The organism is Actinoplanes subtropicus (genome assembly GCF_000721705.1).
Taxonomy (GTDB): domain Bacteria; phylum Actinomycetota; class Actinomycetes; order Mycobacteriales; family Micromonosporaceae; genus Actinoplanes; species Actinoplanes subtropicus.
The window spans coordinates 136,857-150,830 of sequence record NZ_JOJL01000001.1; the positions used below are offsets into that span (position 1 = coordinate 136,857).

The 13,974-nt window shown below is 69.9% G+C and carries 13 protein-coding genes; 10 read left to right on the plus strand and 3 right to left on the minus strand.

The window, feature by feature from the left end; genetic code table 11:
- Positions 1 to 178 precede the first annotated feature (178 nt).
- From IH26_RS0100670 to IH26_RS0100700, 7 genes are all read left to right on the plus strand, one after another.
- Positions 179 to 874 (plus strand): hypothetical protein, encoded by a 696-nt coding sequence (locus IH26_RS0100670; RefSeq protein WP_030434103.1) that lies wholly within the window; start codon positions 179 to 181, stop codon positions 872 to 874.
- 101 nt (positions 875 to 975) lie between these two features.
- A complete protein-coding gene (locus IH26_RS0100675) occupies positions 976 to 1,710 on the plus strand; it encodes a DUF4142 domain-containing protein (RefSeq protein ID WP_051807167.1) in 735 nt (244 codons plus the stop codon).
- A gap of 42 nt (positions 1,711 to 1,752) precedes the next feature.
- Positions 1,753 to 2,952, plus strand: a complete 1,200-nt coding sequence (locus IH26_RS0100680; RefSeq protein WP_169789695.1) for a Pecanex-like protein 1 — start codon at positions 1,753 to 1,755, stop codon at positions 2,950 to 2,952.
- 244 nt (positions 2,953 to 3,196) lie between these two features.
- Entirely contained in the window at positions 3,197 to 4,093 is an 897-nt protein-coding gene (locus IH26_RS0100685) for a DNA-3-methyladenine glycosylase family protein (protein ID WP_030434106.1), read from the plus strand.
- Positions 4,094 to 4,165: 72 nt separating this feature from the next.
- Positions 4,166 to 5,455, plus strand: coding sequence for a hemolysin family protein (locus tag IH26_RS0100690; RefSeq protein ID WP_030434107.1), 1,290 nt, complete (start codon positions 4,166 to 4,168; stop codon positions 5,453 to 5,455).
- A 48-nt stretch (positions 5,456 to 5,503) separates the two neighbouring features.
- Positions 5,504 to 6,259 carry an ROK family protein gene (locus tag IH26_RS0100695; RefSeq protein ID WP_157436972.1) on the plus strand — a complete coding sequence of 252 codons (756 nt, stop codon included), beginning with the start codon at positions 5,504 to 5,506 and terminating at the stop codon, positions 6,257 to 6,259.
- Positions 6,260 to 6,296: 37 nt separating this feature from the next.
- On the plus strand, positions 6,297 to 7,019 hold the full coding sequence (locus IH26_RS0100700) for an HAD family hydrolase (RefSeq protein ID WP_245664853.1): 723 nt from the start codon (positions 6,297 to 6,299) through the stop codon (positions 7,017 to 7,019).
- Here IH26_RS0100700 and IH26_RS0100705 read toward each other — a convergent pair.
- Entirely contained in the window at positions 6,966 to 7,601 is a 636-nt protein-coding gene (locus tag IH26_RS0100705; protein WP_030434110.1) for a class I SAM-dependent methyltransferase, read from the minus strand. The genes IH26_RS0100700 and IH26_RS0100705 overlap by 54 nt on opposite strands.
- A gap of 71 nt (positions 7,602 to 7,672) precedes the next feature.
- Here IH26_RS0100705 and IH26_RS0100710 point away from each other — a divergent pair, with 71 nt between their 5' ends.
- Positions 7,673 to 10,579 carry a putative bifunctional diguanylate cyclase/phosphodiesterase gene (locus tag IH26_RS0100710; protein ID WP_030434111.1) on the plus strand — a complete coding sequence of 969 codons (2,907 nt, stop codon included), beginning with the start codon at positions 7,673 to 7,675 and terminating at the stop codon, positions 10,577 to 10,579.
- A gap of 10 nt (positions 10,580 to 10,589) precedes the next feature.
- Positions 10,590 to 11,441 carry an HAD family acid phosphatase gene (locus IH26_RS0100715; protein ID WP_030434112.1) on the plus strand — a complete coding sequence of 284 codons (852 nt, stop codon included), beginning with the start codon at positions 10,590 to 10,592 and terminating at the stop codon, positions 11,439 to 11,441.
- Positions 11,442 to 11,465: 24 nt separating this feature from the next.
- Here IH26_RS0100715 and IH26_RS0100720 read toward each other — a convergent pair whose 3' ends face one another.
- Positions 11,466 to 12,185, minus strand: coding sequence for an SDR family NAD(P)-dependent oxidoreductase (locus IH26_RS0100720; protein ID WP_030434113.1), 720 nt, complete (start codon positions 12,183 to 12,185; stop codon positions 11,466 to 11,468).
- A 69-nt stretch (positions 12,186 to 12,254) separates the two neighbouring features.
- A complete protein-coding gene (locus IH26_RS0100725; protein ID WP_030434114.1) occupies positions 12,255 to 12,599 on the minus strand; it encodes a histone-like nucleoid-structuring protein Lsr2 in 345 nt (114 codons plus the stop codon).
- A gap of 260 nt (positions 12,600 to 12,859) precedes the next feature.
- Between IH26_RS0100725 and IH26_RS0100730 the strand changes: the two genes are divergently transcribed.
- The gene (locus IH26_RS0100730) at positions 12,860 to 13,963 is read left to right on the plus strand and encodes a glycoside hydrolase family 12 protein (protein ID WP_030434115.1); all 1,104 of its coding nucleotides are present in this window, start codon (positions 12,860 to 12,862) and stop codon (positions 13,961 to 13,963) included.
- Positions 13,964 to 13,974: the final 11 nt, after the last annotated feature.

Here is a 13,974-nt window from a genome sequence, read left to right on the forward strand (position 1 = left end):
CCGAATCGGCCGGGCCCTTCTTCGTGTGCACGCCGACACGCCGAGTGCTTCAAAGAAAATTAAGGAATTTGATGGGCCTGAGTGTTCAACCAACGCGGCCCGGCCCTCGTACTACTGCCCGGAAACGCCAGAAGAAGCAATCCCTGGAGGGCAAGTGGTACCGGAGAAGCGAAAGTTGATGGTCGTGGGAGCGGCCATCGCGGCGGCGTTCGCAGTGACCGGCTGCGCGCCAGCGTCATACAACGCCGCCGACTACGGAAACGCCGCCCAACCCGCCTCGAACGACTCCGCGGCGAGCCCCGGCGCGACGGCCGACCCCAAGGCCACCGCCGACCCGTCGGCCACCAGCGACCCAGCCGCCAACACCGACCCGGATGCCACCGCGCCTCCCGGTTCCGGCTCCACCGCGGCACTTCCCGCCTCCAAGGTCACCAAGACGCTCACCGGCACCGCCGTGAAGCGCATGGGTGAGGTCGTGGAGGACGAGAAGGGCTTCGTGCTTTACCGCTTCGACGGCGATTCGAACAACCCGGCCAAGTCCAACTGCAACGGTGACTGCGCCAAGGTCTGGGAGCCGGCCCTCACCAACGACGGCAAGCCGACCCTCAAGGGCGTCGCGGCCAACGTGGTGGGCACGGTGACCCGTGCGGACGGCACCAAGCAGCTGACCATCAAGGGCTGGCCGGTCTACCACTACATCGGCGACAAGACGCCGGGTACGTGGAAGGGCCAGAACGTCTCGGGCAAGTGGTTCGTGATCAAGCCGGACGGCGCCAAGAACCTCACCTGCGTGCCGGCCATCTCGAAGCCGGTCTCCCCGCCCGCCGGATCCGGCTCCGATTCCAGTAGCTCCGGTGGCGACTACAGCTACTGAGTCAAACGCCCGATTCCCTAACTGCTGACTACCGGAGGTTGGAAATGGTTGCCGCTCGCTTCGCAGGCCGGCCGTCGCGCTGGTTGGTGGGCATTTCGGCAATGGTTCTGACGTTCCTGCTGACGCCGATCTCCCCGGCCCGCGCGGACTCGACCATCCCGGGCATCCCGGTGCCGTCCACGTCCTTCAACGCCAAGGGCGCAGGCTCGGTCAGCCCGGCCGATCGCGACTTCGTGATCAAGGTGCGGCTGGCCGGGCTCTGGGAGATCCCCGCCAGCAACATGGCCCAGGAGAAGTCGGACGACCCGCGGATCGTGAACATCGGCAAGTCGATCAGCGCGCAGCACGTGCTGCTCGACCAGCTGGACCGGGACGTCGCCAAGAAGTTGGACATCGAGCTGCCCAATCAGCCGAACGGTGACCAGCAGTACTGGCTGAGCGAGATGCGCGCCGCCAACTCGACGACGTTCGACGAGATCTACATCGACCGGCTCCGGGCGGCGCACGGCAAGATCTTCCCGGCCATCGCGACGATCCGCGCGAGCACCCGCAACGACGCGGTTCGCCAGCTCGCGCAGCAGGCCAACCAGTTCGTCATGACGCACATGACGCTGCTGGAGTCGAGCGGGATCGTCGACTACGGCGCGCTGCCGACGGCGGCCGCCCCCACTACTCCCGGCTCGGGCCCGGTGCCCGTTGACGGGCAGATGGTCGCTGCCGCGCATAGCAGCACCAGCGGGATCCCGGGTGTCAACACCACCGTGGTTCTGCTTGTCCTCGCCGTCGCCCTCGTGGCCGGCGTCATCACGACCATGCGCATCTTCCGGGCGAGGTAGTCCCCGAAACCCCGTCCAGGTCGACAGAGAAAGGTGTCCCACATGCGAAGGTCCCAGTACCGGCGCGCATCCAGTAATTCGGGTTGGTTCAGCGGCCGTCGCCGGATCATCGCGGTCGCTGCCACGCTCGTGGCGTTCGGCGGCATCGTGACTGTCACTCAGGTCTCGAACGCGGCCACCACCCGGACCCAGAAGAAGGCGCTCTCGGCGTGTGACAACGTGCAGGCCCCGCCGCCGGCGAAGCTGTCAACCAAGACCAAGCGGACCACGTACACCACGAACAACGGCACCGTGATCCAGCACCCGGACGACGGCGCGGGCGAGACCGTGACCACGGCTCAGCTCCGTGCCCGGTGCCGCCAGTGGGTCATGACCAACGTGGGCAACAACGGCACCGCCGCGCCGACCACGGCAGCCTCCGTCGCCGCCGGCAACAACAACGCCGGCAACAACAACGGTGGGAACAACAACGGCGGCAACAACAACGGTGGGAACAACAACGGCGGGAACAACGGCGGTCAGGCCGACCCGAACGCCGGGAACCAGCCCACCCCGCCGCCCGGCGCCGGTCTCGGCGTCCTCGCCAACAACTGCACGCAAAGCAAGCTGCAGCTGTTCGACGGTTTCCAGAACCCCAATCGCTGCGTCACCACCGAGTTCGGTGAGGTCGGCGCGGCGGCGAACAACCCGTCGCTGCTGATCACCTCGGCGCCGAAGTCGGTGGCCGTGAACACGCCGTTCACGCTGCAGGTCAGCACCCGGAACCTGATCCGCGACCGGTTCCTCGCGGCCGGCGCCGGCGGTTACTACGTGGAGAGCTCGGTTCTGGAGAACGGCATCGAGCGCGGCCACTTCCACACCGCCTGCCGGATGCTGGCGAACACCACCGAGGCCCCCGACCCGTCGCCGGTGCCCGCGTTCTTCGCGGCGACCGAGGACAAGAAGGGCGGCGTCGCCCCGGACGTGGTGACCATCCAGGTGCCCGGCCTGCCCACCGCGGGTGTCGCCCAGTGTGCCTCGTGGGCCGGTGACGGCTCGCACCGCATCCCGATGATGGAGCGGGCCAACCAGACCCCGGCCTTCGACGCGGTGAAGATCACCGTCCAGGCCGGCGGCGGCAACAACGGTGGTGCGGCCAACAACGGTGGTGCCGCTAACAACGGTGGTGCCGCTAACAACGGTGGTGCCGCTAACAACGGTGGTGCGGCCAACAACGGCGGCAAGAAGCGCGGCGGCAACTGAATCGAGGAGCGTAGCCGCGGAGACCGGGAGCCGACCCGGCTCGGGACGGGGTAACCGACATTGCCCCGTCCCGGGCGGGACCCCCCATCGGCACCGGGGGTCGCCCTTCCCCCTGACGGACGACTTCTACGGCAAGCTCCACCTCGGCGATCGAATCACTCGGGTGTTCGGTCGCCCCCGATGGCCCTGACCGGGAGCGCGGTCAGGGCCATCGGTCGTGTGGTCGTTGTGGCACAGTTGCCGGGTGACCCGCCGCCTGATCCCGCCCGAGCGTTACGCCTTCGGCGCGTCGCTCGCCTCGCTGCAGGCGCCCAACGGCGACCCGTGCGTCCGGGTCACCGGCGCCGAGCTGTGGATGGCGGCCCGCACCCCCGACGGCCCCGGCACCTTCCACCTGGCCCGCGAGGGCGGCGAGCTGGTCGCCGAGGCGTTCGGCCCGGGCGCGGGATGGCTGCTCGACCGGGCCGACGCGATCGCGGGCCTGCGCGACGACGTCAGCGGCTTCCCGGCCGTCGCCCGGGCCCACCCGGTGGTGCACGATCTGGCGCGCACCTTCGCCGGGCTCCGGCTGCCGGCCACCGGCCTGGTATTCCATCGCGTGCTGCGGGCGATCCTCGAGCAGAAGGTGACCGGCGTCGAGGCCTTCCGGGCGTACCGCAAGATTTGCCGGAAGTTCGGTGAGCCGGCGCCGGGCCCGCGAGATCTGCTGCTGCCGCCCGACCCCGCCGCGATCGCGGCCAGCCCGTATTGGATGTTCCATCCGCTCGGTGTGGAACAGCGCCGCACCCAGGCGCTGTTGCGCGCGGCCCGCGAGGCCGGCCGGCTCGAGCGGTGCGCCGACGCGGCCGAGGCGACCCGGCGGCTGACCGCGCTGCCGGGCATCGGCCCGTGGACGGCCGCCGAGGTGGTCCGGGTGGCCTACGGCGACGCCGACGCGGTCAGCGTGGGCGACTACCACGTGCCCAACACGGTGGCCTGGGCGCTGGCCGGCGAGGCACGCGGCACCGACGAGCGGATGTTGGAGCTGCTCGAGCCGTTCCGCGGCCACCGGGGCCGAGTCTGCGATCTGCTCGCGCACGGCGGGATCGGGGCGCCCCGATTCGGCCCCAGAATGCCGGTTCGCTCTTTCGCGAGATTCTGATGAGCGCACCGGTGTCACTCTGGGTACGGTTGATCCCCTCGTGATCGCTTTGGCCCGGGAGAACTGACGACAATGGGTGGCACAGCCGGTGAGATCGTCCTGGTCCTGGTGCTGGTCCTGGTGAACGCGGCCTTCGCCGGCAGCGAGATGGCGCTGGTGTCGCTGCGCGAGAGCCAGGTGCAGCGGCTCGAGCGGCAGTCCCGCGGCGGCAGGACGCTGGCCCGGCTCACCCGCGACCCCAACCGGTTCCTGGCCACCATCCAGATCGGCATCACCCTGGCCGGCTTCCTCGCCTCGGCGGCGGCCGCGGTGTCGCTCTCCAAGCCGCTGCTGGGCCCGCTGAAGTTCCTCGGCAGCGCCGCCCAGCCGGTCGCGATCGTGCTGGTCACGATCGCGCTGACCTTCGTCACCCTGGTCCTCGGCGAGCTGGCCCCGAAACGGATCGCCATGCAGCGCACCGAGGGCTGGGCGTTGCTGGTCGCCCGCCCGATCGACGTGCTCGCGGCGCTCTCCCGCCCGGTGGTGTGGCTGCTCGGCGCGGCCACCAACGGGGTGGTCCGGCTGGCCGGCGGCGACCCGGCGGCCCAGCGCGAGGAGGTGACCGCCGAGGAGATCCGCGACATGGTCGCCGCCCAGCAGGACTTCTCGATCGAGCAGCGCACGATCATCAGCGGCGCCTTCGAGATCGCCGACCGGATCCTGCGCGAGATCCTGGTGCCCCGCCGCGACGTGCTCACCCTGCCCACCGGCTGCCCGGCGCACCAGGCGCTGCGCTCGCTGATCGCCGGCGGCCACTCCCGCGCCCCGGTGGTCGGCCCGGCCGGCCTGGACGACGTGATCGGCGTGGTGCACCTGCGCGACCTGGTCGACGCGGACGGCCCGGTCGACGCGCTCTGCCGGCCCGGCCTGTTCCTGCCGGAGACGCTGCGGGTCTCCGACGCGCTGCGGCAGATGCGCACCGAGCACGCCCAGCTGGCCCTGGTGGTGGACGAGCGCGGCGCGATCGACGGGATCATCACGATGGAGGACCTGGTCGAGGAGATCGTCGGCGAGATCTACGACGAGACCGACCGGGATGTGGCCGCCGTGGTCCGCGAGGCGGACGGGGCACTGCTGATGCCCGGCTCGTTCCCGATCCACGACCTGCCGGACATCGGGCTGCACGACGAGTCGCACGGGCACGAGGACGGCGACTACACCACGGTGGCCGGCATGGTCCTGGCTGTGCTGGGGCACATTCCCACCGCGCCCGGCGAGGTGGTGCAGTTGCCGGAGTTCACCGCCGAGGTGGTGGAGGTCACCGGCCGCGCCATCACCCGCGTACGCCTGCGTCCCCTGCAGACGGCGGCCGAGGAGGCATAGGCGTCACAATTGCTGTGCGAGGAGGTGACCTCCATGCAAACTGGCGGCGTGGCTTTCACCCTGACGATCGATTGTGGCGGCGGCGGCATCAAGGGATCGGTGCTCGACGAGGCGGGCACGATGCGGGCCCAGCCGTTGCGGGTGCCGACCCCGTATCCGTTGCCGCCCGAGCTTTTCGTCAAGACGTTGGTGCAGCTCGGGGAGCGGCTGCCGACCGCGGATCGGGTGACCGTGGGAATGCCGGGCATGCTCCGGCACGGTGTCGTGGTGGCCACGCCGCATTACGTGACCCGCTCGGGGCCGCGTACCCGGATCGACCCCGAACTGGTGGAGGCGTGGCACGGGTTTGACGCGCGTACGGCGCTGGCGGAGGCGTTCGGGCTGCCGACCCTGGTGCTGAACGACGCCGAGGTGCACGGGGCGGGCGTGGTCGCGGGCACCGGCTGCGAGCTGATGCTGACGCTGGGGACCGGGCTGGGGTGTGCCCTCTTCGACGGCGGGGTGCTGGCGCCGCATCTGGAGATGTCGCAGGCGCCGGTGCGGTGGGGGATGTCGTACGACACGTACATCGGGGAGCACGAGCGGCGGCGGCTCGGGGACGCGCTCTGGTCCCGCCGGGTGCGGAACGTGGTGGACGGGCTGCGACCGGTCTTTCTCTGGGACCGGCTGTATATCGGTGGTGGCAATTCCCGGCTGATCACGCCGACCCAGCTGGCGCGGATGGGGGACGACGTGGTGGTCGTGCCCAATACGGCGGGGATCGTCGGTGGGGTGCGGGCCTGGTCGTTGGGGACTGCGCGCTGAGATGCGGCCGGGTGCTCTGCTTCTGGACTTCGGCGGGGTGATCGCGGAGGCGCCGGCTCAGCGGGCGGCGCCGCCCTCGCTGGTGCTGCGGATCTACAACCTGGTGGGCGGGGTGTTGACGCCGGGGGAGATTCAGCGGTCGCTTACGTCGGGGGCCGCCGCGTGGGCTGAGTGGCGGGATGAGGACTGGCCGGATGAGCTGCCGCAGGCTGAGGTCTGGGAGCGGTTCGTGTTGCCGGGGTGGCCGTCGGGGGCTCAGGTGCGGGTGCGGGGGGCGGTTCGACAGCTGTCTTATGAGTGGGCTTATCGGGACAATTGGGAGATTCGTGCCGGAATGCGGGAGGTGTTGAGCCGCGCTTCTGCGACGGACATTCCACTCGCGGTGGTATCGAACACGCTTTCCGGGGCTGCTCACCGCGACTTCCTGAAGAAGTCCGAAATTTCGGGATACTTCGCGGCGCAGATCTACAGCGACGAGGCCGGAGTCCGTAAGCCCAACCCGCAGATGATCTGGAACGCCTGTGACGAGTTGGGCGTGGCCGCCGAATCGTGCTGGTTTGTCGGGGATACGCCGCGTCGCGACATCGAATGTGCCCGGCGGGCCGATGTGGCGTTGGCTGTCTTGATGCGGTCGTCGCGCACTGTTGGTGAGCCGAACGGTCCCGCCGCCGACGAGACCGTCGCCGATGGATTCGAGTTGAACGAGCTACTGCAGCGCCACCTGCCAGATGGTGGTTTCACGTACTTCGACGCTTTCTAAGGATTCGATTACCGGGACGGAATAGGTCGCCTGTTTGATGAAGCCGTCGGTGGGAAGGTAGGCGCGGCCGGGATCGCCCACCAGGACCAGGCATCCTCGGCCGGCGGCCCGGCGCAGGAACGGCAGCACCCGGCCCGCCATTTCGCGGCTGTAGAAGACGTCGCCGGCGAGGACTACCGAGGCTTGCGGATCGGTGTCCAGGATGTCCGCCTCGAGGGTTTCTATCCGCACGTTGTTCGCGGCGGCATTGGCCTGGGCGGCAGCGAGTGAATACGGGTCGATGTCGTTGGCGGTGACCGGGCAGGCGCCTGCCAGTGCGGCCGCCACGGCGACCAGGCCGGAGCCGGTGGCCAGGTCGAGGGTTGCGCGGGCCGTCACCAGTGACGGGTGGTCCAGCACGTGGCGGGCCAGGGCCTGGCCGCCCGCCCAGGCGAAGGCCCAGAACGGCGGTGGCTGCTGGGGGCCGCCCTCCTCCGTTTTCTCCCACAGGGTGATCGGCTCGTCGGCCTGGTGAAGGGTGATTTCGGGGACGAACGGCACCGGCGCGGGGCGGGTGTGGGTGCGGATGAACTCCAGGAGCACGCGCCGATTGTCTCAGTTTCGGCGTCGCCGGGCCGATTTGCAGTGGCGACGTGCACGGTTGGGGGAGCAGGATGCCGCTGTTCGGCGGGTGGATGGTGGCGCTCGGCGTCGCCTTCTGGCTGGTGCCCGCCGGGCAGCCGGTCATTCGCCTGGCGGCGGGCCTTTCCGCGGTGGCGGCCATCGCGTGGGGGTTGCGCTTCAACCGAGCAGGCGACCGTACGCCGTGGCAATGGCTCTCCGTGGCCGTCGGGTTGTCGGCGGCCGGCACCTTCGCCTACGTCGTCACGCCGAGCCTGCGGGCGGCCGGCGCGGCGCTGATCATCGCCACCTATCCGGTGCTCGCGGCCGTACTGCTGGTCTTCATTCGGCGGCGGACGGGGGCGAGCCGGGATCGGGCCGCGCTGCTCGACGCGCTTGTCGTGACCGCGGGTGGGGCGCTGCTGGTCTGGACGTTCCTGCTCGGGCCGCGGCTCGCCCACCGCGACTGGGTGCTGCTCGCGTACCCGCTCGGCGATCTGCTCTGCCTGGGGCTGCTGACCCGGCTGCTGACCGCCTCGGGGCGCAAGCCGGTGGCCGGTGGGCTGCTCGGCGCGGGGCTGGTCGCCATGCTGGCCGCCGACGTCGGCTACGAGCTGGGCTGGCTGTCCGGCGACGTGGCGACGATGGGCCGGTTCGCGCTGTACGCGGGCGCGGGGCTGGCCGCGCTGCATCCGTCGATGACGCTGCTCAGCGTGCCCGCCGACGGGCCGCCGAGCGAGCCGGGCTGGTGGCGCGTGGCGCTGCTCGGGCTGGTCGCGCCGGCCGTGCTGCTCGGCGCCGGCCCCACCGTCGTCGCCGTGCTGAGCGCGCTGATCTTCCTGCTGGTCCTGGTGCGGATGGCCGGCATCATGTCGAACCACCGGCAGGCCCTGGCCCGCGAGCGTGGGCTGCGGCAGGCGTCGGCGGCGCTGGTCTCGGCGGCCGACGTGGACGCGGTCGGCGACGCGGTGCGGATCGCGGTGGCGCAACTGCTGCCGCCGGACACCCCGCACGGCGTGGTGCTGGCGATGGCGGTGCCGGACGACATTCCGCAGGGCAAGCCGGTCGACCGGTGGGCCGGCATCGTGCCGACCCGCGACCTGGACTGGGCGGTCGCCGTACGGCTCACCACCTTCAGCACGACGCTGCGCTGCCCGATGGTGCTCGCCGACCGGCCGGCGGGCGAGCCGCTGGTCGGTGTGCTGCACGTGGGTGCGCCCGCGTCGGCGCTGCCGCGGCTGCAGCGGGCGGTCGAGGTGCTGGCCGGGCAGGCGGCGCTGGCGCTGGAGCGGATCCAGCTGAGCGACGAGGTGATCCGGCGCAACAGCGAGGTGTACTTCCGGACGCTGGTGCAGAACACCGCGGACGTGATCCTGATCCTCGACGACGAGCTGTACATCCGGTACGCGAGCCCGTCGGCCGCGCGCGTCTTCGGCGCCGACCCGGCCAGGTCGTACCTGGCCGAATGGATTCATCCGGACGACCACGAGTTGCTGGCCTCGCCGCGCGACGGGGTCGATCTTCGCGGGCCGGCGGACGTGCTGCTGGAGATGCACGTGTCGGACCTGCGCGACGAGCCGACCGTGGCCGGCCTGGTGATCACCCTGCGCGACGTGACCGAGCCGCGACGCCTCGAGCGGGAGCTCACCCACCAGGCGTTCCACGACGCGATGACCGGGCTGGCCAACCGGGTGCTGTTCCACGACCGGCTCGAGCACGCGCTCGCCCGCGGCGCCCGGGACGGCTCGGTGGTCGGCGTGCTCTTCATCGACCTGGACGACTTCAAGATCGTCAACGACACACTCGGGCACGCGGCCGGCGACACCCTGCTGATCGAGGTGGCCAACCGGATCGCCGGCGCGCTGCGGGCCGACGACACGGCCGCGCGGCTGGGCGGCGACGAGTTCGCCGCGCTGATCGAGAACGTGCAGGACCCGGGCGCGGTCGAGGAGACCGCCAACCGGATCCTGGCCGCGCTCGCCCCTCCGGTCGTGGTCGACGGCGAGACCTCGCTGCACGCGGTGGCCAGCATCGGCATCACCACCACGCCCGAGGCGGACACCGCCGATGAACTGCTGCGTCAGGCCGATCTCGCGCTGTACGTGGCCAAGGGCGCCGGCAAGAACCAGTGGCGGCGCTACCAGGCGCACCTGCATGGCGCGATGGTGGAGCGGCTCGAACTGCGGTCGGCGCTCGACCACGCGGTCAACGAGGGCCACTTCTTGCTCGCGTACCAGCCGATCGTGGATCTCATCTCGCAGGAACCGGTCGGCTTCGAGGCGCTGGTCCGCTGGTACCACCCGACCAAGGGGCTGGTGGCGCCGGCCGAGTTCATCGCGGTCGCCGAGGAGAGCGGGCTGATCGTGCCGATCGGCCGCTGGGTGCTGCAGCAAGCCCTGCACACGGTGGCCCAGTGGCGGCGGGCGCTGCCGCGCGCCCGTTCGCCGTACGTCTCGGTGAATGTCTCCGTGCGGCAGTTCCGCGAGACCGGCTTCGTCGACGAGATCGTGCAGGCGCTGGCCTACGCCGGCGTTCCGCCGGAGGCCCTGATGATCGAGCTGACCGAGACCCTGCTCGCGGGCGAGCACGAAACGGTCTGGCGTGACCTTGCGCAGCTGCGCGAGCATGGCGTACGCGTGGCCATCGACGACTTCGGCACGGGCTATTCGTCGCTGAGCTACCTGCATCGCCGCCCGATCGACGTCGTGAAGATCGACAAGATGTTCATCGACGACATGGTCGAGAGTCAGCAGCAACTGGCCCTGGTCACCGGCATCGTCAGCCTGGCGCAGTCGCTCGGCCTCACGGTGATCGCCGAGGGTATCGAGTCGGCGGTGCACCGCGACCTGCTCGCCCGGCTCGGTTGCCCGTTCGGGCAGGGCTACCTCTGGTCGGCCCCGGTCGACGGCACCGAGGCACTGGCCCAGATGTCTAACGGGGAGCAATCGATGGCAGCGTAAGGTCCCGTGGATGACCATCACTTTCTTGCGTGCTCCGCGGCGTGCCGCGGTCGCCGCGGCGGCCATCACCGTGGCCGTCCTCGGCGGCGCCGGTGTCGGCTGGGCCGCGGCCGTGACGACCGCCCAACCGGCGATCCAGACCATCACTCCGCGCTCCGAGAAGGACGTCACCAACCTCGACGTCCTCCGGCAGCAACTTCGTAACTACTACGGCGACGCGCTGGGCTCCGGCCAGTTCGCCGCCGACAGCAATTACGCCAAGGAGGCCTCGCACGTGGCCGCCGACGGCACGCGATACCTGAGCCACTACCGGTCGCACGGGCATGCCACCAAGGCGATCGTCCTGGACGTCGACGACACCTCGCTGGCGACCTGGAACTACGAGGTGTTCAGCAACTGGGCGTACAACCCGACCACCAACGCCGACTACGTGAACGGCCAGAAGTTCCCGGCGGTGCCGGGCATGGTCGCGATGGCGCAGGCGGCCGAGCGCGAGGGCTACGCGATCTTCTTCCTGACCGGGCGGCCGACCTCGCAGGAGCAGGCCACGCTCGGCAACCTGACCGCGGACGGGGTCGGCGTGGACGACGGCTTCCCGAAGCCGACCACGCTGTCCGACGGCGAGGACGGCCTGTTCACCAAGCCGGACGTGACCGCGTACCCGGACTACCTGAAGGCGGCCTGCGCCGACGACCCGGGCGGCAAGTGCACGACCATCCACTACAAGTCGGCGACCCGGGCGCACATCGAGTCGCTCGGCTACGACATCGTGGCCAACTTCGGTGACCAGTACAGCGACCTGAAGGGCGGCCACGCCGACAAGACCTTCAAGCTGCCGAACCCGAACTACTACCTGCCGTGAGCTCCGGGCTGGGCCGGGCCGGGGTCAGTCCCTCCGCCCGGCCCGGCCCGCGAGCAGGCGGTCGGCGAGGAACGGCAGCGTGGTCGCCGCGGTGATCGCCGGCCGGTATTTCCACGGGACGACGATGCGCCGGCGCGGGCGGCGCAGCGCGCGCTCCACGGCGGCGGCGACGATCTCCGGGCCCGGCAGATTCTTCCGGGTGTTGAAGCCGGTGTCGATGAAGCCCGGCTCGATCAGCGTCACACCGATGCCGGTGCCGGCCAGTTCCCTGCGTACCGAGTCGGTCATGCCGCGCAGTGCGAATTTCGTGGCGGAGTAGGCGCCCGCGAGGCCGATCTCGCCGGCCACCGATCCGATGTTCACGATCGAGCCGGAACGCTGTTCCCGCATGATCGGGATGACCGCGCGCATCAGCCGGATCGGGGCCACCAGGTTCACGTCGATCATCTCGGTGACCGCGTCGTCGCGGGCCAGGATCGACGGGCTGCTGCCGAGGCCGGCGTTGTTGACCAGGCCGTCGATCCGGCCGTCGACCTCGCGGGCGCGGGCCACCAGGGCCTCGATCGCGGCCGGGTCGCGGACGTCGGTGGGCACCACGACCGCCGTGCCGATCTCGGCGGCCACCTCGTCGAGCAGGTCGGCGCGCCGGGCGGCGAGCACGACCGTGACGCCGGCCCGGCCGAGCCGCAACGCGGTGGCGCGGCCGATTCCGCTCGACGCTCCGGTGACGATGACGACCGGCATGGCTTTCCCTCCGGAAGAGAAACGGCGCCACCGATCGGTGACGCCGTTTGTCAAACGATCGAGATCAACCTACCGCTTGCTGTGGTACGCCTCGACGATGTGGCTCGGGATACGCCCGCGCTCGGAGACCTCGAACCCGTTCTTGTTCGCCCACTCGCGGATCGCCTGGTTCTGGTCGCGGCTGGCGCGGCCGGTGCTCGCGGGAGCGGCCCGCCGGGCGGTGGCCACGACGCCGCTGCGGCCGACCCGGGTCGCCGCGTTCAGGAACGGGTCGAGCGCCTTGCGCAACTTGCCGGCGTTCTTCTCGGAGAGATCGATCGTGTAGTTCACACCGTCGAGTCCGAACTCGACGGTGCGGTCGGCCTCTCCGCCGTCGATGTCGTCGGTCAGAAGGGTTATTACCTGCTTGGCCATGGTGTGCCTGCTCCCACTACAACGGTGTCATTTGAGTGACGACTATGCGCACGCGGCGTGGCGCCGCGGATGTCGATACGCATTCATTCTGTCTCCGATCAGTTCTCAGTGCAAATTACCGCATCGCATGTCGCAATTGTTGTCGGTGCCGCAAGGTTCTCGGGCACAGCTACTTTTCAGGTTCGTCAATGTCCTGTAACGTGTCGTGGGAGCGCTCCCAGTACCCGTCCCCGCGGGATCCCCTCCAAGGAGCTTCGCAAATGAGACGTGCCATCCGCGCCCTCGCGGCCCTCGGCCTGCTGGCCGGGGCGGCCGTGACCGCCTTCGCCGTCGCCGGACCAGCGGCGGCCGACACGCAGATCTGCGAGCAGTACGGCAGCACCACCATCGGCGGCCGGTACGTGGTGATGAACAACCGCTGGGGCACCTCCGCCCAGCAGTGCATCACCGTGACCAGCACCGGGTTCGCCATCCAGACCCAGCAGGGCACCGGCAGCACCAGTGGCGCCCCGGTCTCCTACCCGGCGGTCTACTACGGCTGCCACTACACCAACTGCTCGCCGGGCACCAACCTGCCGATCCAGGTCGGCTCGATCTCCAGTGCCACCAGCAGCGTCGACTATCAGTTCGTCGGCGGCGCGACCTACGACGCCGCGTACGACATCTGGCTCGACCCGACGCCCAAGAAGGACGGCGTCAACCAGCAGGAAATCATGATCTGGTTCAACCGGCAGGGCTCGATCCAGCCGATCGGCTCGGTGGTGGGCAACGCGACCATCGGCGGGCGTAGCTGGGAGGTCTGGCGGGGCAGCAACGGGTCGAACGCGGTCATCTCGTACGTGGCGCCGTCGCCGATCGCCAGTTGGAGCTTCAGCGTCCTGGACTTCCTCAACGACGTGAAGAGCCGCGGCGCGATCACCAGCTCGTGGTACCTGACCAGCATTCAGGCCGGCTTCGAGCCGTGGATCGGCGGCGCGGGCCTGGCCGTGACGAACTTCTCCGCGGCGGTCAACGGGGGCGGCGGCGGGCCTACGACCGGCACCTCCTCTTCGTGCAAGGTCACCTATGGCACGAACGTTTGGAACGCCGGCTTCACCGCGAACGTCACGATCGCCAATAGCGGAAGCGGCGCGATCAACGGCTGGAAACTCGGCTTCATGCTGCCGAGCGGCCAGACGATCACCTCGTCCTGGAACGCCGCCCTCACCGGTTCGAGTGGTGCGATCACCGCCAGCAACATTTCCTGGAACGGAAGCATCGCGCCCGGGGCCAACACGTCCTTCGGTTTCCAAGGCACCTACTCCGGCAGTTTCGCCAACCCGCCGTCATTCACGCTGAACGGCTGCACCTGTACCACCGCGTGAGAGACGGCTCC

Bases quoted from the DNA above. Each gene is read 5' to 3' on its own strand.
- IH26_RS0100675 (WP_051807167.1), top strand. From the start codon at position 976: ATGGTTCTGACGTTCCTGCTGACGCCGATCTCCCCGGCCCGCGCGGAC.
- IH26_RS0100720 (WP_030434113.1), bottom strand. From the start codon at position 12,185: ATGCCGGTCGTCATCGTCACCGGAGCGTCGAGCGGAATCGGCCGCGCC.
- IH26_RS0100730 (WP_030434115.1), top strand. From the start codon at position 12,860: ATGAGACGTGCCATCCGCGCCCTCGCGGCCCTCGGCCTGCTGGCCGGG.
- IH26_RS0100690 (WP_030434107.1), top strand. From the start codon at position 4,166: ATGGGTGGCACAGCCGGTGAGATCGTCCTGGTCCTGGTGCTGGTCCTG.
- IH26_RS0100725 (WP_030434114.1), bottom strand. From the start codon at position 12,599: ATGGCCAAGCAGGTAATAACCCTTCTGACCGACGACATCGACGGCGGA.
- IH26_RS0100680 (WP_169789695.1), top strand. From the start codon at position 1,753: ATGCGAAGGTCCCAGTACCGGCGCGCATCCAGTAATTCGGGTTGGTTC.
- IH26_RS0100710 (WP_030434111.1), top strand. From the start codon at position 7,673: ATGCCGCTGTTCGGCGGGTGGATGGTGGCGCTCGGCGTCGCCTTCTGG.
- IH26_RS0100670 (WP_030434103.1), top strand. From the start codon at position 179: ATGGTCGTGGGAGCGGCCATCGCGGCGGCGTTCGCAGTGACCGGCTGC.
- IH26_RS0100715 (WP_030434112.1), top strand. From the start codon at position 10,590: ATGACCATCACTTTCTTGCGTGCTCCGCGGCGTGCCGCGGTCGCCGCG.